The sequence below is a fragment of the Streptomyces ochraceiscleroticus genome, from assembly GCF_000720485.1.
Classification (GTDB): domain Bacteria; phylum Actinomycetota; class Actinomycetes; order Streptomycetales; family Streptomycetaceae; genus Streptomyces; species Streptomyces ochraceiscleroticus.
The window spans coordinates 1-20,626 of the sequence record NZ_JOAX01000020.1 but is presented as its reverse complement, the minus strand read 5'-3'; the positions used below and the strand labels follow the sequence as shown (position 1 = coordinate 20,626).

At 71.1% G+C, this 20,626-nt stretch carries 15 protein-coding genes; 7 read left to right on the top strand and 8 right to left on the bottom strand.

All coding sequences use genetic code 11. The features are described 5' to 3' along the window. Positions 1-165: 165 nt before the first annotated feature. The 7 genes from IG84_RS0123320 to IG84_RS0123290 form a co-directional block, all read right to left on the bottom strand. Entirely contained in the window at positions 166-1,371 is a 1,206-nt protein-coding gene (locus IG84_RS0123320) for an acyl-CoA dehydrogenase family protein (RefSeq protein WP_031060605.1), read from the bottom strand. Between the two features lie 2 nt (positions 1,372-1,373). Further along, the gene (locus tag IG84_RS0123315) at positions 1,374-1,895 is read right to left on the bottom strand and encodes a MaoC family dehydratase (protein ID WP_031060575.1); all 522 of its coding nucleotides are present in this window, start codon (positions 1,893-1,895) and stop codon (positions 1,374-1,376) included. Positions 1,896-1,900: 5 nt separating this feature from the next. Further along, positions 1,901-2,875, bottom strand: coding sequence for an HpcH/HpaI aldolase/citrate lyase family protein (locus IG84_RS0123310; protein ID WP_031060573.1), 975 nt, complete (start codon positions 2,873-2,875; stop codon positions 1,901-1,903). Beyond that, positions 2,872-4,884, bottom strand: coding sequence for a protein meaA (locus tag IG84_RS0123305; RefSeq protein WP_031060570.1), 2,013 nt, complete (start codon positions 4,882-4,884; stop codon positions 2,872-2,874). The genes IG84_RS0123310 and IG84_RS0123305 overlap by 4 nt, the downstream gene beginning before the upstream one ends. Before the next feature lie 30 nt (positions 4,885-4,914). Next, complete coding sequence (gene ccrA / locus IG84_RS0123300; RefSeq protein ID WP_031060567.1) at positions 4,915-6,252, bottom strand: crotonyl-CoA carboxylase/reductase; 1,338 nt, start codon at positions 6,250-6,252, stop codon at positions 4,915-4,917. A 427-nt stretch (positions 6,253-6,679) separates the two neighbouring features. Continuing rightward, positions 6,680-7,486 (bottom strand): TetR family transcriptional regulator, encoded by an 807-nt coding sequence (locus IG84_RS0123295; protein WP_030252857.1) that lies wholly within the window; start codon positions 7,484-7,486, stop codon positions 6,680-6,682. 118 nt (positions 7,487-7,604) lie between these two features. After that, positions 7,605-9,431 carry a 3-hydroxyacyl-CoA dehydrogenase family protein gene (locus IG84_RS0123290; RefSeq protein ID WP_078649260.1) on the bottom strand — a complete coding sequence of 609 codons (1,827 nt, stop codon included), beginning with the start codon at positions 9,429-9,431 and terminating at the stop codon, positions 7,605-7,607. 361 nt (positions 9,432-9,792) lie between these two features. On the opposite strand from IG84_RS0123290, the gene IG84_RS0123285 reads away from it, so the two are divergent. Beyond that, complete coding sequence (locus tag IG84_RS0123285; RefSeq protein ID WP_031060559.1) at positions 9,793-10,398, top strand: HEAT repeat domain-containing protein; 606 nt, start codon at positions 9,793-9,795, stop codon at positions 10,396-10,398. 34 nt (positions 10,399-10,432) lie between these two features. On the opposite strand, the gene IG84_RS0123280 is transcribed toward IG84_RS0123285, so the two are convergent. Then, complete coding sequence (locus IG84_RS0123280) at positions 10,433-11,473, bottom strand: Rv2578c family radical SAM protein (RefSeq protein ID WP_031060555.1); 1,041 nt, start codon at positions 11,471-11,473, stop codon at positions 10,433-10,435. 156 nt (positions 11,474-11,629) lie between these two features. On the opposite strand from IG84_RS0123280, the gene IG84_RS0123275 reads away from it, so the two are divergent. From IG84_RS0123275 to IG84_RS0123250, 6 genes are all read left to right on the top strand, one after another. Beyond that, positions 11,630-12,073, top strand: a complete 444-nt coding sequence (locus IG84_RS0123275; protein ID WP_031060552.1) for an SRPBCC family protein — start codon at positions 11,630-11,632, stop codon at positions 12,071-12,073. A gap of 232 nt (positions 12,074-12,305) precedes the next feature. Next, positions 12,306-14,708, top strand: coding sequence for an MFS transporter (locus IG84_RS0123270; RefSeq protein WP_031060549.1), 2,403 nt, complete (start codon positions 12,306-12,308; stop codon positions 14,706-14,708). Between the two features lie 352 nt (positions 14,709-15,060). Further along, complete coding sequence (locus IG84_RS0123265) at positions 15,061-17,556, top strand: ATP-binding SpoIIE family protein phosphatase (protein WP_031060547.1); 2,496 nt, start codon at positions 15,061-15,063, stop codon at positions 17,554-17,556. Between the two features lie 110 nt (positions 17,557-17,666). Then, on the top strand, positions 17,667-18,392 hold the full coding sequence (locus IG84_RS0123260) for a class I SAM-dependent methyltransferase (protein ID WP_031060545.1): 726 nt from the start codon (positions 17,667-17,669) through the stop codon (positions 18,390-18,392). A 144-nt stretch (positions 18,393-18,536) separates the two neighbouring features. Continuing rightward, entirely contained in the window at positions 18,537-19,853 is a 1,317-nt protein-coding gene (locus IG84_RS0123255) for a helix-turn-helix domain-containing protein (protein WP_031060542.1), read from the top strand. Between the two features lie 131 nt (positions 19,854-19,984). After that, positions 19,985-20,626: aldehyde dehydrogenase family protein (locus tag IG84_RS0123250; protein WP_031060540.1), on the top strand; the 642-nt coding region annotated here is incomplete at its 3' end.

The following is a 20,626-nucleotide window of genomic DNA, read 5'->3' as shown; positions in this document are numbered from 1 at the left end:
TGACCTTCGTAGCGGAGGATGCCGCGTAGGGATGGGGGACGGCGGCTTTCCGGGGATGCTATCGGTTGCGAGCGGCAACTGGCCAAGAGCCAACGCCAATCCGTGGTCGAAGTCCGGTAACGGGGTGTGATCTTCTTCTCGAAGAAAACACCCCGAAACGGACATTCACCCCTGGATGCGGTACTCCTCCAGTAGCCGGCGCCCGATGATCATTTTCTGGATCTCAGCGGTACCTTCACCGATGAGCAACATGGGCGCCTCGCGGTACAGGCGTTCGATTTCATATTCCTTGGAGAAGCCGTAACCGCCGTGGATGCGGAAGGCGTCCTCCACGACCTCCTTGCAGTACTCGGAGGCGAGGTACTTCGCCATGCCCGCCTCCAGGTCGTTGCGCTGACCGGAGTCCTTCTTGCGGGCGGCGTTGACCATCATTGCATGGGCCGCCTCGACCTTTGTCGCCATTTCGGCCAATTTGAACTGGATGGCCTGATGCTTTGCGATCGGTTTGCCGAACGTATGCCGTTGCTGGGCATAGTCCACACCCAGCTCGAACGCACGCTGCGCGACGCCGCAGCCACGCGCCGCGACGTTCACCCGGCCGACCTCGACGCCGTCCATCATGTGATAGAAACCACGTCCGGTCTCGCCGCCGAGCACGCGGTTCGCCGGGATCCGGAGGTCCTGCATGATGAGCTCGGTCGTGTCGACGCCCTTGTAGCCCATCTTCTCGATCTTGCCTGGGATGGTGAGCCCGGGACGGACCTCGCCGAAGCCGGCCTCCTTCTCCACGAGGAAGGTCGTCATCGACTTGTGCGGGGCCGTGCCCTCGGGGTGGCCCTCGTCCGTCTTGACGAGGACCGCGACCAGCGTCGACGAACCGCCGTTCGTCAGCCACATCTTCTGGCCGTTGAGGACGTACTCGTCGCCGTCCTTCACACCCTTGGACGAAATCGCCGACACGTCCGAGCCGAGCGCCGGCTCCGACATCGAGAAGGCGCCGCGGATTTCACCGGCCGCCATCCTCGGCAGGAAGTAGTCCTTCTGCTCCTGCGTGCCGTGCTGCTTGAGCATGTACGCCACGATGAAGTGGGTGTTGATGATGCCGGACACCGACATCCAGCCGCGGGCGATCTCCTCGACCGTCAGGGCGTAGGTGAGCAGCGACTCGCCGAGGCCGCCGTACTCCTCCGGGATCATCAGCCCGAAGACGCCCAGTTCCTTGAGTCCCTCGACGATCTGCGCCGGGTACTCGTCCTTGTGCTCCAGCTCGGTGGCGACCGGAAGGATCTCCTTGTCCACGAAATCGCGGACCGTGGAGAGGATTTCCCGCTGGATGTCCGTCAGACCCTCGGTCTGTGCCAGGCGCGCCATGGCTACTTCTCCTTCGCCGCAGGGGTCCGGAGCTCCGGGCGGCCGGGCTGCTCGCCGCCGCGCTCCTTGATGTACGTGGCCGTCGGCACCATCACCTTGCGCCGGAAGACGCAGACGAGCGTGCCGTCCTGCTTGTAGCCCTTGGTCTCGACGTACACGATGCCGCGGTCGTTCTTCGACTTCGACGGCGTCTTGTCCAGCACGGTCGTCTCGCCGTAGATCGTGTCGCCGTGGAAGGTCGGCGCCACGTGCCTGAGCGACTCGATTTCGAGATTCGCGATCGCCTTGCCGGAGACGTCCGGGACGGACATGCCCAGCAGCAGCGAGTAGATGTAGTTCCCGACCACCACGTTCTTGCCGAAGTCCGTCGTCTTCTCGGCGTAGTTCGTGTCCATGTGGAGCGGGTGGTGGTTCATGGTGAGCAGACAGAAGAGGTGGTCGTCGTACTCGGTGACCGTCTTGCCGGGCCAGTGCTTGTACACGTCGCCGACGGTGAACTCTTCGTAGGTGCGGCCGAACTGCATCGCGCTTACGCCTCCGGGGCCTCGAACTTGGACGTACGGGTCATGCCGGCGGCCCGGCCCTTGCCGGCGATGACCAGCGCCATCTTCCGGCTGGCCTCGTCGATCATCTCGTCGCCGAGCATCGCGGAGCCCTTCTTGCCGCCCTCCTCGGAGGTGCACCAGTCGTACGCATCGAGGATCAGCTCGGCGTGGTCGTAGTCCTCCTGCGAGGGCGAGAAGACCTCGTTGGCGGCCTCGACCTGGCCGGGGTGCAGCACCCACTTGCCGTCGAAGCCCAGCGCCGCGGCGCGCCCCGCGACCTCGCGGAAGCCGTCCACGTTCTTGATCTGCAGGTAGGGACCGTCGATCGCCTGGAGGTCGTTGGCGCGGGCGGCCATCAGGATCTTCATCAGGATGTAGTGGTAGGCGTCGGCGCCGTAGCCGGGCGGCTGCTCGCCGACGACCAGGGACTTCATGTTGATGGAGGCCATGAAGTCGGCCGGGCCGAAGATGATCGTCTCGGTGCGCTGCGACGCCTGCGCGATCTCGTTGACGTTGTTGAGGCCCTGCGCGTTCTCGATCTGCGCCTCGATGCCGATCTTGCCGACCTCGAAGCCCATCGTCTTCTCGATCTGGGTCAGGAGCAGGTCCAGCGCGACGACCTGCTGGGCGTCCTGCACCTTGGGCAGCATGATGCAGTCCAGGTTCGGGCCCGCGCCCTCGACGACCGTGATGACGTCCCGGTACGTCCAGTGGGTGGTCCAGTCGTTGACCCGCACCACGCGCGTCTTGCCGGTCCAGTCGCCCTCGTTGAGCGCCTTCACGATGTTGTGCCGCGCGTCCGGCTTGGCGAGCGGCGCGCAGGCGTCCTCCAGGTCCAGGAAGACCTGGTCGGCGGCGAGGCCCTGGGCCTTCTCCAGGAAGCGGGGGTTGGAGCCCGGGACCGCGAGGCAGGAGCGGCGGGGGCGGAGCCGGTTGACCGGGGTGGCGGGGCTGGTCATGCGGGGACCTCCAGGGGATCGAGCTTGTTCGCGGTACGGATCTCGTCGACGATACGGCCGATGATCTCCGTGATACCGAAGTCCTTCGGGGTGAAGACGGCGGCGACACCGGCCTCGCGCAGCGCTGCCGCGTCCGCCGAGGGGATGATGCCGCCGACGATGACGGGGATGTCGTCCACGCCGGTGCGGCGCAGCCGGGCCAGGACGTCCGGTACGAGCTCGGCGTGCGAGCCGGAGAGGATGGACAGGCCGACGCAGTGCACGTCCTCGGCGACGGCCGCCGAGACGATCTGCTCGGGGGTCAGCCGGATGCCCTGGTAGACCACTTCGAAGCCCGCGTCACGGGCCCGTACGGCGATCTGCTCGGCCCCGTTGCTGTGCCCGTCCAGGCCCGGCTTGCCCACCAGGAGGCGCAGCTTGCCGCTGCCGAGCTCCTCGGCCGTACGGGCGACCTTCTCGCGGACGGCGGCGAGCGGGGTGCCGGCCTCGGCGGCGACGGCCAGCGGGGCGCTGGAGACGCCCGTAGGGGCCCGGAACTCGCCGAAGACGTCCCGGAGGGCCCAGGCCCACTCCCCGGTCGTCACACCGGCCCTGGCGCACTCCAGGGTGGCCGCGAAGAGGTTGGTGTCTCCGGCGGCCGCCTTCTTCAGCGCGGAGAGGGCCTCCTGCGCCCGGTGCTCGTCCCGGGAGTCCCGCCACTCGTGCAGCGCCTGCACGACCCGCGCCTCGTTCTCCGGGTCGACCGTCATGATCGCGGTGTCCAGGTCGGCGGTGAGCGGGTTGGGCTCGGTGGACTCGTAGCAGTTGACGCCGACGATCTTCTCCTCGCCGGCCTCGATGCGGCCGCGCCGCTCCGCGTGCGAGGCGACGAGCTGCGACTTCAGGTAGCCGGACTCGACGGCGGCCATCGCGCCGCCCATCTCCTGGATTCGGTCGATCTCGGCCAGGCACTCCTCGACCAGCGCGTCCACCTTGGTCTCGATGACGTGCGAGCCGGCGAAGATGTCCTCGTACTCCAGCAGGTCCGACTCGTGCGCGAGGACCTGCTGGATACGGAGCGACCACTGCTGGTCCCAGGGGCGGGGCAGGCCCAGCGCCTCGTTCCAGGCCGGGAGCTGCACGGCACGTGCCCGCGCGTCCTTGGAGAGCGTGACGGCCAGCATTTCGAGGACGATGCGCTGGACGTTGTTCTCCGGCTGCGCCTCGGTCAGGCCCAGGGAGTTGACCTGGACGCCGTACCGGAAGCGGCGCTGCTTGGGGTTCTCGATGCCGTACCGCTCGCGGGTGATCTTGTCCCAGATGCGGCCGAAGGCGCGCATCTTGCACATCTCCTCGACGAAGCGGACGCCCGCGTTCACGAAGAAGGAGATCCGCGCGACGACGTCGCCGAACTTCTCCGGCGGCACCTGCCCGGAGTCCCGTACGGCGTCCAGCACCGCGACGGCGGTGGACATCGCGTACGCGATCTCCTGCACCGGCGTGGCCCCGGCCTCCTGCAGGTGGTAGCTGCAGATGTTGATCGGGTTCCACTTGGGGATGTGCGCGACCGTGTACGTGATCATGTCGGTGGTCAGCCGCAGCGAAGGCCCGGGCGGGAACACATGCGTGCCCCGCGACAGGTACTCCTTCACGATGTCGTTCTGCGTGGTCCCGGACAGCTTGGAGATGTCCGCGCCCTGCTCCTCGGCGACCACCTCGTACAGCGCCAGCAGCCACATGGCGGTGGCGTTGATGGTCATCGAGGTGTTCATCTGCTCCAGGGGGATGTCCTGGAACAGCCGGCGCATGTCGCCGAGGTGGGAGACCGGGACCCCGACCCGCCCGACCTCGCCGCGGGCGAGGACGTGGTCGGGGTCGTAACCGGTCTGCGTCGGGAGGTCGAACGCGACCGACAGGCCGGTCTGGCCCTTGGCGAGGTTACGCCGGTACAGCTCGTTGGACGCCTCGGCGGTGGAGTGTCCCGCGTATGTCCGCATCAGCCACGGACGATCCTTCTGACGCTCAGTCATGTAAACGGTCTCCCGTACCTCTTCGTCGGCTCAGACGTTCCGGAAGCGGTTGATCGCGTCGATGTGCTTGGCGCGCTTCTCGTGGTCGCGGACGCCCATGCCCTCCTCGGGGGCCAGCGCGAGGACGCCGACCTTGCCCTGGTGGAGGTTGCGGTGCACGTCGTACGCGGCCTGGCCGGTCTCCTCCAGGGAGTACGTCTTGGACAGCGTCGGGTGGATCTTGCCCTTGGCGATCAGGCGGTTGGCTTCCCACGCCTCGCGGTAGTTGGCGAAGTGCGAGCCGATGATGCGCTTCAGCGACATCCACAGGTAGCGGTTGTCGTACTGGTGCATGTAGCCGGAGGTCGAGGCGCAGGTGGTGATGGTGCCGCCCTTGCGGGTGACGTACACGGAGGCGCCGAAGGTCTCGCGGCCGGGGTGCTCGAAGACGATGTCGATGTCCTCGCCGCCGGTCAGCTCGCGGATGCGCTTGCCGAAGCGCTTCCACTCGCGCGGGTCCTGGTTCTCCTCGTCCTTCCAGAACTTGTAGCCCTCGGCCTTGCGGTCGATGATCGCCTCGGCGCCCATCTTCCGGCAGATCTCTGCCTTGTCCTCGCTGGAGACGACGCAGATCGGGTTGGCGCCGCCGGCCAGCGCGAACTGGGTGGCGTACGAGCCCAGGCCGCCGGACGCGCCCCAGATCAGGACGTTGTCGCCCTGCTTCATGCCGGCGCCGTTGCGGGAGACGAGCTGGCGGTACGCGGTGGAGTTCACCAGGCCCGGGGCCGCCGCCTCCTCCCAGGTCAGGTGGTCCGGCTTCGGCATGAGCTGGTTGGACTTCACGAGCGCGATCTCGGCGAGGCCGCCGAAGTTGGTCTCGAAGCCCCAGATGCGCTGCTCGGGGTCGAGCATCGTGTCGTTGTGGCCGTCGGAGGACTCCAGCTCGACGGAGAGGCAGTGCGCGACGACCTCGTCGCCGGGGTGCCAGGAGTTCACGCCGGGGCCGGTACGGAGCACGACGCCGGCCAGGTCGGAGCCGATGACGTGGTACGGCAGGTCGTGGCGCTTGCTGAGCGGCGACATCTTGCCGTACCGCTCCAGGAAGGAGAAGGTCGACACCGGCTCGAAGATCGAGGTCCAGACGGAGTTGTAGTTGACCGAGGACGCCATGACGGCGACCAGGGCCTCGCCCGGGCCCAGCTCCGGCACGGGCACCTCTTCGAGGTGCAGCGACTTGCGCGGGTCCTTGTCCCGGCTGGGGAGGCCGGCGAACATCTCGGCCTCGTCCTTGTGCACGGTGACCGCGCGGTACGACTCGGGGACGGCCAGGTTCGCGAAGTCTTCGCGGTTGCTGTCGGGCGCGGTGATCGCGTCAAGAATGTGGTTCACGGTATGCCTCCGGCGAAGCACGCTGAGGGAACGGCTTTGAGGGAACGTCGGGGGTGGTGCGAAGGCGGTGCCGTCGGTTCGGCTGTGTGGTGCTCGGCAGGCGCGGGTGTGCGCGGGAGGTTGCCTGTGACGCAGGCATCCGGGCGCGCGGACCAGTGGTTCGCGGGGACAACCGGTACGCCGAAGATCGGGTGCACCGGCCGCCCGGACACCCTCAACGTATGACACCGCGTGCCAGCCGACAAGGCACTCGGTGCCAACAATTTCTCTCAGATGTCATCCGTGTGGCACGCATGAGCAACAAAAACCACCGCAAAAGCGGACTATCCGCCACCGCTGGGTGTGCTGCGTGATGTTTGTTACTCGTGGGTCGCACAGCAAAGCGCCGCCACGTCCAGGACGTGACGGCGCTCTTCGCGGCTCGTGATCAGTTGTTGTGCTCGCGCAGCGCCTTCTGGATCGTGCGCATGACCTCGCTGAGCGGGGCGTCCGTACGGGCCACCGTCACCAGTACCTCGCCCTCCCGGGCCGCCGTCGCGGCGGGGGGCGGTCCCGCGGGCGTACGCCCCGCCCCGATGCCCGTGCCGAACGTCTCGCGGACGATCGCGAAGGCGTGGTCGAGCTGCGTCTCCACGTCCCCCTGCGCGCCCGCCCGCAGCCAGCGCCGCAGCACGTGGTTGTGCGCGGTGACCACCGCGGACGCGGCGACCTCCGCGAGCAGCGGATCGTCGTTGCCCTCGCGGTGCGCGCCCTCGTCGAAGTGCCCCAGCAGATAGCGCGTGAAGAGCCGTTCGTACCGGGCCACCGAGGCGATCTCCGCCTCGCGCAGCGTGGGTACTTCGCGGGTCAGGCGGTAGCGGGCCACGGCCACGGCCGGCGAGGCCGCGTACATCCGCATGACCTCTTTGATGCCGCGGCACACCGTGTCCAGCGGGTTCTCGTGCGCGGGCGCCGCGTCCAGCACGGCCTCGGCGCGTACGAGGGTGTCGTCGTGGTCGGGGAAGATCGCCTCTTCCTTGGAGCGGAAGTGGCGGAAGAACGTGCGCCGGGCGACGCCGGCCGCCGCGGCGATCTCGTCGACGGTCGTCGCTTCGTAGCCCTTGGTCGCGAACAGCTCCATCGCCGCCGCCGCCAATTCGCGGCGCATCTTGAGCCGCTGGGCGGCTGCGCGGCGCGAGCCGGGCGTCGTGGTGTCGGGACCGTCTGAAGGCTGCGTACGAGCGGGCTGGGACATGTGGGGACGGTACTTCATAATCCCTCGGCCTGCGCCATTCGCCCGGGGGACGGGCTCCCGGGAGGCCGCGGGAGGGCCGCCTCCCGGCTCGAGCAGCCCGCCCCAGCCACGCCCGGCGTCAGCGCTTGACGTACTCACGGAAGCCGCGGCCGGTCTTGCGGCCGAGGCACCCCGCGGCGACGAGGTGCTCCAGCAGCGAAGCCGGGGCCAGGCCCGGGTCGCGGAACTCCGCGTGCAGCACCTTCTCGATGGCCAGCGAGACGTCCAGGCCCACCACGTCGAGCAGTTCGAACGGTCCCATCGGGTAGCCGCCGCCCAGCTTCATCGCGGCGTCGATGTCGTCCGGGGAGGCGTAGTGCTCCTGGACCATCTTGATCGCGTTGTTGAGGTACGGGAACAGCAGCGCGTTCACGATGAAGCCCGCCCGGTCACCGCAGTCCACCGGGTGCTTGCGGACCTTGGCGCAGACCTCCCGCACCGTCGCGTGGACGTCGTCGGCCGTCAGGACCGTCCGCACGACCTCCACCAGCTTCATGGCCGGCGCCGGGTTGAAGAAGTGCATCCCGATGACGTCCTGCGGGCGCGAGGTGGCCCGCGCACAGGCCACGACCGGCAGCGAGGAGGTCGTGGTGGCCAGCACCGCGCCCGGCTTGCAGACCTTGTCCAGCGTCCCGAAGAGCTGCTGCTTGATCTCCAGGTCCTCGGCGACCGCCTCGACGGCCAGATCCACCTCGGCGAAGGCTTCGAGCGAGTCCGCCGGGGTGATCGCGGCGAGCGCCGCGTCCCTCGCCTCCTCGGTCATCCGGCCCTTGGTCACGGACCGGCCCAGCGACTTCTCGATCCGGGCCTTGGCCTTGTCGGCCTTCTCCTGGCTGCGCGCGGCGAGCACGACCTCGTAACCGGCCTTCGCGAAGACCTCCGCGATGCCGCTCGCCATCGTGCCGGAACCGGCCACGCCGACGCTGCGGACCGTACGGGCCCCGGACTGCTCCCCGGCCGCGGCCGGGGTGTCCGCGTTCGCCACGACGGTCGCGGAGCCCGGCGCCTCGTACGTGTAGAAGCCGCGGCCCGCCTTGCGGCCCGTCAGCCCCGCCTCGGCGAGCTGGCCGAGGATGGGCGCCGGCGCGTGCAGCCGGTCGTGCGAGGCCGCGTACATCGCCTCCAGGACGGTACGGGCGGTGTCGATGCCGATGAGGTCCAGCAGCGCGAGCGGACCCATGGGCAGCCCGCAGCCCAGGCGCATGGCCGCGTCGATGTCCTCACGCGTCGCGTACTTGGACTCGAACATCGCGGCGGCCTGGTTCAGGTACCCGAAGAGCAGGCCGTCGGCGACGAAGCCGGGGCGGTCGCCCACCGCGATCGGGTCCTTGCCCAGCTCGCGGGCGAGCTCCGTGACGGCGGCCACGGCCGTGGGCGCCGTCAGCACGGAGGAGGCCACCTCGACCAGCTTCATGGCCGGCGCCGGGTTGAAGAAGTGCAGGCCGAGCACGCGCTCGGGGCGCTGCGAGTCGGCGGCCAGCCGGGTCACCGAGAGGGAGTTGGTGCCGGTGGCCAGCACGGTGTCCGGGCGGACGATGCCGTCCAGGGAGGTGATGATCTGCCGCTTGAGCTCGTAGTCCTCCGGCACCACCTCGATCACCAGATCCGCCTCGGCGGCGGCCTGCAGATCGGAGAAGGTGCGGAAGCGGGCCAGCACATCGGCCCGCTCGCGCTCGGTGATCCGCTCGCGGCGCACGGCGCGGGCGGTGGACGCCTCCAGGGCGGTGACCGAGCGGCGGACCGCGGCGTCGTCGATGTCGATGCCGATGACCTCGCGGCCGGCGCGGGCGAGCACCTCGGCGATGCCGGTACCCATCGTGCCGAGGCCGACGACGGCGACGGTGGCGATTCCGGATGCGGCGGTGGCGGGGGACAGGGGCGAATCAGGGGTGGACGAGAGGCCCATCGCGAGACTCCTGAGGGTGTTCCCCTGCGGGCAGGGGAGAAGTGACGACTGAGGGTGAGCGCACACGCGGCCGCCGCGATCGATGCGGTCGACGCCATCGGGGGATGCGGTCGAGGGGCGTGTACGGAAGGAGCTGCGCGGCGGACCCTGTCCCGGGGCCACTGCCGGTCACTCCGCTGATGTCGTGCTGTGCGGTGCCGAACCGACTTCACTCATGGCGGCTGCGTCACCAGGCCGCCGGAGCAGGGGTGCTGCTCGTGCCAGCAGATTAACTCGCGGGTAATGGCAAGCGCCAGGGGGGAAAGGGGGAATTAATCTGTGGCGCGGGCCACGTCGAGGCAGTGGGGGAGGAGCATCGCAAATGGAAGACCAATTCCACGAGTTGACCGACCGGGTACGGGGCGAGCTGCGGTCACCGGCCGATCTCGTCACCTACGAACGCCTGCTGGGCCTCGCCCGCAAGAACACCCCGGCGGGCAGAGAAGAGCTGGCCAGAATGCTCACGGCGGTCGAGCGCCCGCTCTGGACGCGCGAGATCGCGGCCTTCTCCCTCGGCTGCGCCGGCGACCGCCGCGCCTTCGAGACGCTCGTCCTCCTTCTGAACTACCGCGACCCGGTCCGCTGCGCCACCGCCGCGCACGCGCTGGCCCGCCTCGGCGACCCGCGCACGGCCCGCGCCGCCGCGGCCCTCGCCACCAACCCGCTCCGCACGGCCTACGCGCTCCACCCCGTGCGCCTCCTCGCCGACCTCCGCGCCCCCGAGTCCGTCCCCGCCCTGATCTCCACCCTCGAACGCCTCCTCACCCCCCACACTCCCTACTGGCGCGTCGCCCTCGCCTGCGTGGAGGGCCTCGGCGCCCTCGGCGACCGCCGCGCCGTCCCCGCCCTCACCGCGGCCCTCGACCACCCCCGCCTGGCAGCCGCCGCGGCAGCCTCCCTGGCCCGCCTGGACCCCGGGACCGGCTGAGCACGGCACTGCAGGGAGGCACTACAGCGCGGCGCTACAGGAGGGTGAGCTGGGTGGGTACCTCGGTGGCGACCGGGGTGCGCTGGGGCGGGACGCGGCGGTGCGTGGTGGCGTGGGTGGGGCCGATGCCGTACTCGGTGGCCAGGTCGTGGACCTGGCGGGTGATGCGGCGCTGGTACCACTTGGGGGCGTAGGCGCCGTCCGCGTACAGGCGCTCGTACCGCGGCACCAGGTGCGGGTGGTGCTCCGCCAGCCAGGCCATGAACCACTCGCGGGCGCCCGGGCGGAGGTGCAGCACCAGCGGCGTCACGGAGGACGCGCCGGCCGCCGCGGTGGCCCTTACGGTGGCGCGCAGTTGGTCGGGGTGGTCGCCCAGGAAGGGGATGACCGGGGCCATCAGAACGCCGCAGCCGATGCCGTGCTCGGTGAGGGTGCGGACGGTTTCCAGGCGGCGCTCCGGGGACGGCGTGCCGGGCTCGACGGTGCGCCACAGCTCGCGGTCCAGGAAGCCGACGGACATGGAGATGCCGACATCGGTGACCTCGGCGGCCGCGCGCAGCAGGTCCAGGTCGCGGAGGATCAGCGTGCCCTTGGTGAGGATGGAGAAGGGGTTCGCGTGGTCCCGGAGGGTCTCGATGATGCCGGGCATCAGCCGGTACCGGCCCTCCGCCCGCTGGTAGCAGTCGACGTTCGTGCCCATGGCGATGTGGTCGCCGCGCCAGCGTCTGCCGGACAGCTCGCGTCTCAGCAGGTCGGGCGCGTTGACCTTCACCACGATCTGGCTGTCGAAGCCGAGGCCGGTGTCCAGGTCGAGATAGCTGTGGGTGCGCCTCGCGAAGCAGTACACGCAGGCGTGAGTGCAGCCCCGGTACGGATTCACCGTCCATTCGAACGGCATACGTGAGGCGCCCGGGACCCGGTTCACGATCGAACGGGCCCGTACCTCGTGGAAGGTCACCCCGCGGAATTCAGGCGTGTCGATGGTCCGGCTGACCACGTCCGTACCGAAGAGCGCGGCCGTGCGCGCCGGGCCCGACGGGTCCGCCGTGTGCTCGCTCAGATTGTTCCAGCGCATCGCGCCTCCTCCTGGGTGGTGCCGGCCCCCGCTCGAGATAATAGAACAGGTGTTCCCTTCGGTGCTGTCAACCCGGATTTGGGCGCGCCGCGCCGGAGTGGTTGGCTTGCTGCGCACAGCGCACGACCAGCGAGCGAGCACCGGAGGGCAGCACACATGGGCCAGGTCGAAGCCACCACGCAGCGGGAGATCGCGGCGAAGCCGGAGGACGTCTTCGACGCCCTCGCGGACTACTCGGGTACGCGCCCGAAGCTGCTGCCCGAGCACTTCAGCGAGTACGAGGTCCGTGAGGGCGGCGACGGCAAGGGCACCCTGGTGCACTGGAAGCTCCAGGCGACCAGCAAGCGCGTCCGCGACTGCCTGCTGGACGTCGACGAGCCGGCCGAGGGGCAGCTCGTCGAGAAGGACCGCAACTCCTCGATGGTGACCACCTGGACCGTCACCCCGGCGGGCGAGAACCGCGCCCGGGTCACCGTCACCACCACCTGGCAGGGCGCGGGCGGCGTCGGCGGCTTCTTCGAGCGGACCTTCGCGCCCAAGGGCCTCGGCCGGATCTACGACGCGATCCTCACCAACCTCGCGGCGCACGCGGAGAAGTAAGACCCCGGAGGACTCGGGGGCTCACCGGATCGGGTGGTTTCCCGTCGTGCCCGCATGACGCGGGCCGCCCGTGGTCCGGAGGTTAAAGCCCTGATGAGGGCCCGATGGGGCGCTCCCGTGCGGCTGTTGACGGGCTGTCCCGTCCCGAACGCGCCGTTTCGTCACGCTTGATCGCAGTTGTCGCCCGATGCGAGAACAGGGCGCGGCACAGGTGTGACGAGGGGAGCAGCACGTGGGCGGGACCATCCTGGCGGAACCCGACGAGAGGTCGGGAGCGCCGGCGACCGGAGCGGTGACGGCCGTACTGGACACCGGTGGCCCACCCGGCCCCGGCCCCGCCCCGGAGCGGCCAGGACCCCGCCGCTTCCGCCCCGTACTGCTCCTCGGCCTGCTGCCCGCGCTGCTGCTCGCGGCGCTCGGCCAGACGATCGTCGCCACCCCGCTCCCGGAGATCGCCGCCGAACTGCGCGCGCCGGACCGGATGTCCTGGGCGGTGACGTCGTACCTCCTCGCCGCCGCCCTCGGCCTGCCGCTCCTCGGCAGGCTGGGCGACCACCTGGGCCGCAAGCCGGCCCTCCTCCTCGCGCTCCTGGTCTTCGTGGCCGGGGCGGCCTCGGCCGGTCAGGCGCACATGATGGGTGAACTGACCGCCTTCCGCGCCGTCCAGGGCTTCGGCGCCGGCGGGGTCATGGCCGGCGTACAGGCCGCCCTCGCGGCGCTCGTACCGCCGCGTGCGCGCGGCCGCGCCCTCGGCCTGGCCGCCGCCGTCTTCGGGCTCGCCGCCGTCGCGGGCCCGGTGCTCGGCGGCCTCCTCGCCGAACACGCCTCCTGGCGCTGGTGCTTCACGCTCAATGTCCCCGTGGGGCTGGCCGTCTTCCTGGTCCTGGCCGTGGCGCTGCGGCTGCCCCGGACGGCCCGCCGCCCGCGGCCGGACGTCCTCGGCGTCCTGCTGCTCGCCGTCCTCGCCACCTGCCTTGCCCTGCTGGCCAGTTGGGCCGGTACGGAGTACGCCTGGGACTCGCGCGTCGTTCTCGGCCTCGGCTGCGGCGCGCTCGGCAGCGCCCTGCTCTTCGTGGCCGTCGAACACTTCGCCGCCGAACCGATCCTGCCGCCCGGCCTCCTCCGCGACCCGGCCTTCCACGTCACCGGCCCGGTCGGCGCCGTCCTCGGTATCGCGCTCCACGGGGCCGCGGGCCACCTCCCGGCCTTCTCGAACACGGCCTTCCCGCACGCGCCCGGTGGCGCCTCGGCCACCGCGGCCGGGCTGCTCATGCTGCCCCTGACGGGCGGCGCCGTGCTCGCCGCCGCCGTCGCGGCCCGCCTCATCGGCCGTACCGGACGCCACCGGATCTTCGCCGTACTGGGCTGCGCGCTGGCCGCCGAGGGCATGTGGCTCCTGGCCCACCTGCGCGCCGACACCGGCCGCGCCACATACGGCCTCTGGACGGGCATCCTCGGCCTCGGAGTCGGCTTCGTCCTGCCGGTCCTCGTACACGCCGTACGGCGCGCCGCACGGCGTACCGGCCGCGCCACCGCCCCCGGCGCGTACGTCCGGCAGCTCGGCGGCAGCGCCGGCGTGGCCGTCCTCGCCGCCCTCCTGGCCGAGCGGGCGGCCCGCCACCTCACCGTGCCCGTCCCGCTGCACGACGGCCCCGTCGCCGCATACGTACAGGCCGTCCCCGGCACCTTCCGCTACCTCGTGCCCGTACTCCTCCTCGGGCTCCTGCTCGCCTTCTTCCTCAAGGAGAACCCCCTGGTGACCCACGCTCCCCACTCCCCGCACGGCCCGCACAGCGCACTCGGCGAGGGGAGCGCGGAGGCCGTCGCGACCGTCCCCGCCGCCCGCGCCGCGCCCGCCGCCGCGCCGTACGCCCCGGCCGGCGTCCCGGTCTGCGGCACCGTGCAGCACCACGACGGGTCCGTCGTCCCGCGCGCCGCGCTCACCCTCATCGACGTCTCCGGCCGGCAGATCGGGCGCGGCGCGACCGGCGAGGACGGGCGGTACGCGCTGAGCACCCCGGGCAGCGGCGCCTACGTACTGATCGCCTCGGCCGGCGGCCACCAGCCGCAGGCCGTCAGCGTCACGGTCGGGGACCGGCCGGTCGACCTGGACGTGGTGCTGGGCGGCGCGGGCCGGCTCGCGGGCACGGTCACCACGGCCGACGGCACGCCCGTACGCGACGCCATGGTGACGCTCACGGACGTGCGCGGCGAGGTCGTGGCGACGACCCGCAGCGGGCGCGAGGGCGGGTATGTGATCGGCGAGCTGGTGGCGGGGGAGTACACGCTCGCCTCCAGCGCCCCCGCCTTCCGGCCCGCCGCGCTCCCGGTGACCGTCCAGGCGTCCCGCGAGACCCGGCAGGACGTCGAGCTGGCGGGCGGCGCCGTGCTGCGCGGTACCGTACGGGCCGGTGGCGGGCGCCCCGTGGAGGACGCCCGGGTCACGCTCCTGGACGCGGGCGGCAACGTGGTGGACACCGCGACTACGGGGCCCGACGGCCTGTTCCGCTTCGTGGACATGGCCGCCGGCGAGTACACCGTCGTCGCCTCGGGCTATCCGCCGGTCGCCACGGTCCTCCAGGTCGCGGGCGGCGGCCGCACGGAGCGCGATCTCCAACTGGGTCACGAGGACTGACCCTTGGGCTCCCCAGGGCGCGGCCGGGTGCGCTCGCGGGCGCGCGTGCTCCCCGGGTGCACGCGCATCCGCTGCGCGCACGAGGCGGAAATATGCACCCTCCTGCGTCCACGGCCACCGCGCGGCGCTCCTTTCCGCTACGGTCCCGTGCCCATGGACGACCGTCGTCCATGGGGTCATAGGGAGGGGTGCGGAGTGCTGAGCCAGCACGTTCGTCCGGGAGTAATGCGAGGCAGCACGGCCTGCGCCCCGGGTGCCGCACTTCGCGGAATGCGCCCCGCCAGGAAGCGTGTGGCCGTACCGTGGTAGCGGGACGCAGATCATGCGTACGCGTACGAAGGAGCAACCGCCCATGGAGCGTGGCCCGTCGCACGGCGACGACATGGTGAGCGCGGCACCAGGGGTGCCCGCGCCGCGGGACCCTGAGCCCGGCCGGATCCCCCTGGCCGTCGTCGTGGTCGACGCCCATGGTCTGGTGTCCCACTGGAGCCGGGGCGCACGCCGGCTCTTCGGGCCCTCGCGCGAGGAGGCGGTGGGCGCGCCCGCCGTGGACCTGATGCCCGTCTCGGGCGCGCTCGGCTCCGACGAGTGGCACAGCACCAACGGCGTCGTCGGCGCCGAGGACCCGCACGGCCCCGACCTGGAGTCCGCGCTCGGCGGCGAGACGTCGTTCCCCCGGGCCGGACGGGCCCGTACGACGGACCCGGAGCGCGGCCGCGTCGACATACTGTGGTGGGCGTATCCCCTGGTCGGACCGGGTGACGAGCGGCTGCTGGTGCTGGCGGCCGACGCCGGGCAACTGCACGGCGAGAGCGGGAGCGAGGGCGAGCGGGACCGTGAGCGATTCGCGCCAGGTTTCGCGCTGCACACGGACTTCCCCGGCGCCCACGACCTGGCCCGGCGGCTGCCCGAGATCCTGCCGAGCATGAGCCCGCAGGAGAGCGCCCGTATCGTCTCCCAGGTCCTCGAACTGGGCTATCCCGTCCTGGAGATCAGCCAGCAGGAGCGCTTCCCGGTCACGCCGGACTGGGGCGTGCCGCGCCGCGTCGAGCGGCGGGCGCGGCTGCTGCGCACCGCCTCCGAGGCCGCCGACCCGCAGACCGCGGCGGCGGCCGCCGCCGAGCTGGAGTCGGACCTCGAATACGCCGCGGTCCGCGAGCGCCTGGAGTTCCTGAACGAGGTCAGCGGCCGCATCGGCTCCTCGCTCGACCTGGCCCGCACGATCCAGGAGGTCAGCGAGGCGGTCGTGCCGCGCTTCACCGATGTCGCGGGCACGTATCTGCGCGAGCAGGTCATCGCCGGTGAGGGCTTCCCCGACGGCCCGCCGGACACCACGACGATGTGGCACCGCGTCGCGCTGGAGCACAACGACGAGCCGGGCCGCTGGGACGACGTAGTGCCGGTCGGCGAGTCCATGCCGTTCCCCGCCCACACGCCGTTCTTCCAGTGCATGACCACGGGCGAGCCGGTGCTCATCCCGCGCATCAGCGAGGAGATGGGCCTGCGCATCGCCTCGCAGTTCGAGAAGCGGGACATCAGCCCGCTGATCAGCCTCCGCTCCATGCTGGTCGTCCCCCTGAAGGCGCGGAACGTCGTACTGGGCTTCATGATCCTGCTGCGCCACCCGGAGCGTACGGAATTCAACGACATGGACCGGGTCACGGGCGCCGAACTGGCCGCCCGCGCGGGCCTCGTGCTCGACAACGCCCGCATGTACACGTACCAGGAGAACGTCGCGGAGACGCTGCAGGACAGCATGCTCCCGCACATCGAGCCCCGGATGGCGGGCTGCGACACGGCCACCCGCTATCTGCCCGGCACCCGCCTCGGCCGGGTCGGCGGCGACTGGTTCGACACGATCAAGCTGCCCGGTTCCCGTACGGCGCTGGTGGTCGGCGACGTCATGGGCCACGGCCTGAACTCCGCGGCGATGATGGGCCAGTTGCGGACGGCCGTGCAGACGATGGCCGCCATCGACATGCAGCCCGAGCAACTGCTGCGCAGCCTGGACGACCTCGCCCAGCGCCTCGGCGACAACTACCTCGCGACGTGTCTGTACGTCATCTACGACCCGATCGAGTCCCGGCTGACCCTTGCGAACGCCGGACACATCCCGCCGGTGATCGTGCGCGCCGCCGACGGCCGCAGCGAGCTGCTCGACCTGCCGACGGGCGCGCCGATCGGCGTCGGCGGCGTGCCGTTCGACGCGGTGACCGTGCCCGTCGCACCCGGTGACCGGCTGGTGCTGTGCACGGACGGGTTGGTCGAGGTGCGCGGCGAGGACATCGGCGTCGGGCTCGCGGCGCTCGCGGAGTCCGCGGCGCACCCGGCCGCGTCCATGGACGAAGCCTGCGACACGATCATCCGCTCGCTCGCCGCCACCTTGAACAAGGGACGCGGCGGCCGCAAGGACGACGTCGCGCTGCTGATGGCGCGGCTGAACGGCATCGAGCGCGAGGACGTGGCGGAGTGGCGGCTGCCCATCGAGGCCCGCGAGGTCTCCCGGGCCCGGCTGCTGGTGCGCGCCCAACTCTCCCGGTGGGGACTGGAGTCGGCGGCGGACACGGCGGAGCTGCTCGTCAGCGAGATCGTCACCAATGCCGTACGGCATGCGCACACCCAGCACGTCGTGCTGCGCCTGGTGCGTACGGACGCGCTGCTGTGCGAGGTGTCGGACGACGACCACAGCCTGCCGCAGTTGCTGAGCGTCGGTGACGAGGACGAATACGGGCGCGGGCTGCGGGTGGTGAGCCGGCTGGCGCGCGAATGGGGTACGAGCCGGACGTCGACGGGCAAGACGGTGTGGTTCGAGCAGTCGCTGCCGCGGACGCGGCGCGGATCCCGTTAGCGCGTGCGGCGCGGATCACGTTCGAACATAAGGGGAGAGAGCGGCTATCGCTCCTGAAAGAACGGTTACCACTCTTGCGTCTGGCCGAGCCTCGGCAGTAGCAATTGGCCATGAGCGCAACGAGCGACAATACGACGGCGTGGGAAGGCTTCTGGCGCGATGCGCCGGTGGGCGAGGGCGAGGTCTTCTGGGATGCCGCACCGTCACTGGCGGTGGCCCGCCATCTCCCGCTCTTCGCCGAGTACTTCGACCCTGCCCTGCCGGTGATCGACCTCGGCTGCGGCAATGGCACTCAGACACGCTTTCTGGCTGAACACTTCCCCCGCGCGATCGGTATTGACGTATCGGCGTCTGCGATTGACCGGGCTCGTCGTGAGGACCCGGCCGGGGTGGCCGAATTCCACCAGGTGGACGCGGCGGACGCCGACCGGATACAGGCGCTCCACGACGACGTGGGTGATGCCAATGTCTACGTGCGCGGCGTACTGCACCAATGCGCTCCCGAGGACCGGCCGCGCATCATCGAGAACATCGCCCGCCTCCTCGGCAAGCGCGGCCGGCTCTTCCTCGTGGAGCTGGCCGAGGACGCCAAGGACGTCCTGATGTCCCTGGCGCAGCGCCCCGAGGGCCCGCCGGCCAAGGTGCGCGCGATCTTCTCCCACGGCATCGCGCCCGCCGAGATGGCCGACGGCGTCATTCCGGACCTGCTGGCCGGCTATGGCCTGGAGACGACCGGCTCCGGCCGCCTCCCGCTGATCACCACCGAGACCCGCGCCGACGGCACCCCGGTCGAGATCCCCACCAACTGGCTGGTGGCGAGACCGCGGGCGGCGTGAGGCGGGCGGGACACGGGGGCTGTGCCCCACGCACGGCACACACTATTTTTGAGCACAGCTTCTTGCGGTCGGGCACAGCTTCTTACGACGGGCCGGTGTTGCTGGCCGGTGGTCCTCCTGGAGACGACGAGGTTCGGGACGCCCATGTCATCAGTGCGAAGTGACCTCCGGCAGCGCAGAGCCGCGCTGGAGAGCGAATGGTCCCGCTGGGTTCCGGAGCTGCGCGCGGCCCGGCGGGCGATGGACGGGAAGGCGCCGCTGCGCCCCGAGGTGACCGACTCCTGGGTCCGCTCGCTGCACACCGTGGACCCCGGCGTCGGCAGCGCCCCGGTGACCGACGGCGGCGAGGTACGCCCCCGGTGGGCCGACTCGCCGCTGCGCCGCCCGGTCAGCGATCTCGCGGACGAGCTGAACAGCATCGCCGACGACGCCGGCTTCGTCGCCGGCGTGACCGACGAGTCCGGCACCCTCCTGTGGACCTGCGGCGGCCGCGTCATGCGACGCCGCGCCGAGCAGGTCAACTTCGCGCCCGGCGGCCGCTGGGACGAGTCCGCCATGGGCACCAACGCCCTCTCCCTCGCGCTGCGCACCGGCCGCCCCAGCGCGATCTTCTCCGCCGAACACCTGGTCGCCGCACTGCATGGCTGGGCCTGTTACTGCGCCCCGATCCACGCCCCCGACGGGCGGATCCTGGGCGTGCTGGACCTCTCCACCACCTGGGACCGCTCGCACCCGCTGGCCATGTCCACCGTGCGCAGCCTGGTCTCCACGATCGAGACCCGGCTGAGGGCCGACCTCGGCGCCGGTCTCCGCTCCGGCCTCGGCGCCCGGCAGCGCGGCGGGACGACGGCCGGCCGCGGTGCGGAAGCCAGTAGCGGTACGGGAGCGGCCGGCGTGGCCGGCGTGCGGCTGACGTGCCTCGGCGCCGGGCAGGCCGTGCGCGCCGGCACCCGGCTACGGCTGCGCCCCCGCCAGCTCGAGATCCTCACCCTGCTCGCGCTGGAGCCGGAGGGGTACCCGCCGGAGCGCCTGCGGGACGCGCTGTACGGCGAACGTCCGGTGTCCGCCTCCACCTTCAAGGCGGAGGTCTCCCATCTGCGGCGCGCGCTCGGCGGCGGGGTCGCCACCCGTACGTACGCGCTGACCACCCCGGTCGACTGCGATGCCGCTGAGGTACTGCGGGCGCTGGCGGCGGGCGAAACGGAGGGCGCGCTTACCCGGTACAACGGCCCGCTGCTGCCGCAGTCCGAGGCGCCGGGCGTCCTCGCCTGGCGGGAGCACCTGGAGGTCGCGGTCCGCGAGACCGTCCTGGCCAGCCCCGTACCAGAACACGCCCTCGCCTACGGGGCACGCGCACCGCACGACGCCGAGATCCACCAGCACGCGCTGCGCCTCCTGCCCCCGCACGACCCCCGCCGCGCCCTCGCGGCCGGCCGCCTGAGCACCGCACTCCGCGACTGACGACGACGACCGACAACGACTGACGGCGACGACTGACGACGACGCGAGGTGACGCCAACCTTTCGCCAACCTCATCGCGTGAAGGTGTGCCGCACCCGCACTTCATCCGTACTCCCCGAGGAGCGCCGACAATGGTGTACGCGCAGCCCGGCACAGAAGGCAGCATCGTCAGCTTCAAGCAGCGCTACGACAATTTCATCGGCGGCGACTGGGTCGCGCCGGTGAACGGCCAGTACTTCGACAACCCCTCCCCGGTGGACGGCCGGACGTTCACCCAGGTCGCGCGGTCCACGGCGGCCGATGTCGACCTCGCCCTGGACGCCGCGCACGCGGCGGCCCCGAAGTGGAGCCGCACCTCCACGACGGAGCGCGCCAACATCCTCAACAAGATCGCGGACCGGATCGAGGAGAACCTCGAGAAGCTGGCGGTCGCCGAGACGTGGGAGAACGGCAAGCCGGTCCGCGAGACCCTGGCCGCCGACCTGCCACTGGCCGTGGACCACTTCCGCTACTTCGCGGGTGCCGTGCGCGGCCAGGAAGGGTCCATTTCGGAGATCGACGCGGACACCGTCGCGTACCACTTCCACGAGCCGCTGGGCGTGGTCGGCCAGATCATTCCGTGGAACTTCCCGCTGCTGATGGCGACTTGGAAGCTGGCGCCCGCGCTCGCGGCGGGCAACTGTGTGGTCATCAAGCCCGCCGAGCAGACCCCGGCCAGCCTCCTCGTCCTCATGGACCTGATCGCCGATCTGCTGCCGCCGGGCGTGGTCAAC

Excerpts from the sequence above, each read along its gene's own strand:
- IG84_RS0123320 (WP_031060605.1), bottom strand. The coding sequence starts at position 1,371 with ATGGCGCGCCTGGCACAGACCGAGGGTCTGACGGACATCCAGCGGGAA.
- IG84_RS0123315 (WP_031060575.1), bottom strand. The coding sequence starts at position 1,895 with ATGCAGTTCGGCCGCACCTACGAAGAGTTCACCGTCGGCGACGTGTAC.
- IG84_RS0123310 (WP_031060573.1), bottom strand. The coding sequence starts at position 2,875 with ATGACCAGCCCCGCCACCCCGGTCAACCGGCTCCGCCCCCGCCGCTCC.
- IG84_RS0123305 (WP_031060570.1), bottom strand. The coding sequence starts at position 4,884 with ATGACTGAGCGTCAGAAGGATCGTCCGTGGCTGATGCGGACATACGCG.
- IG84_RS0123295 (WP_030252857.1), bottom strand. The coding sequence starts at position 7,486 with ATGTCCCAGCCCGCTCGTACGCAGCCTTCAGACGGTCCCGACACCACG.
- IG84_RS0123290 (WP_078649260.1), bottom strand. The coding sequence starts at position 9,431 with ATGGGCCTCTCGTCCACCCCTGATTCGCCCCTGTCCCCCGCCACCGCC.
- IG84_RS0123285 (WP_031060559.1), top strand. The coding sequence starts at position 9,793 with ATGGAAGACCAATTCCACGAGTTGACCGACCGGGTACGGGGCGAGCTG.
- IG84_RS0123280 (WP_031060555.1), bottom strand. The coding sequence starts at position 11,473 with ATGCGCTGGAACAATCTGAGCGAGCACACGGCGGACCCGTCGGGCCCG.
- IG84_RS0123275 (WP_031060552.1), top strand. The coding sequence starts at position 11,630 with ATGGGCCAGGTCGAAGCCACCACGCAGCGGGAGATCGCGGCGAAGCCG.
- IG84_RS0123265 (WP_031060547.1), top strand. The coding sequence starts at position 15,061 with ATGGAGCGTGGCCCGTCGCACGGCGACGACATGGTGAGCGCGGCACCA.
- IG84_RS0123260 (WP_031060545.1), top strand. The coding sequence starts at position 17,667 with ATGAGCGCAACGAGCGACAATACGACGGCGTGGGAAGGCTTCTGGCGC.
- IG84_RS0123255 (WP_031060542.1), top strand. The coding sequence starts at position 18,537 with ATGTCATCAGTGCGAAGTGACCTCCGGCAGCGCAGAGCCGCGCTGGAG.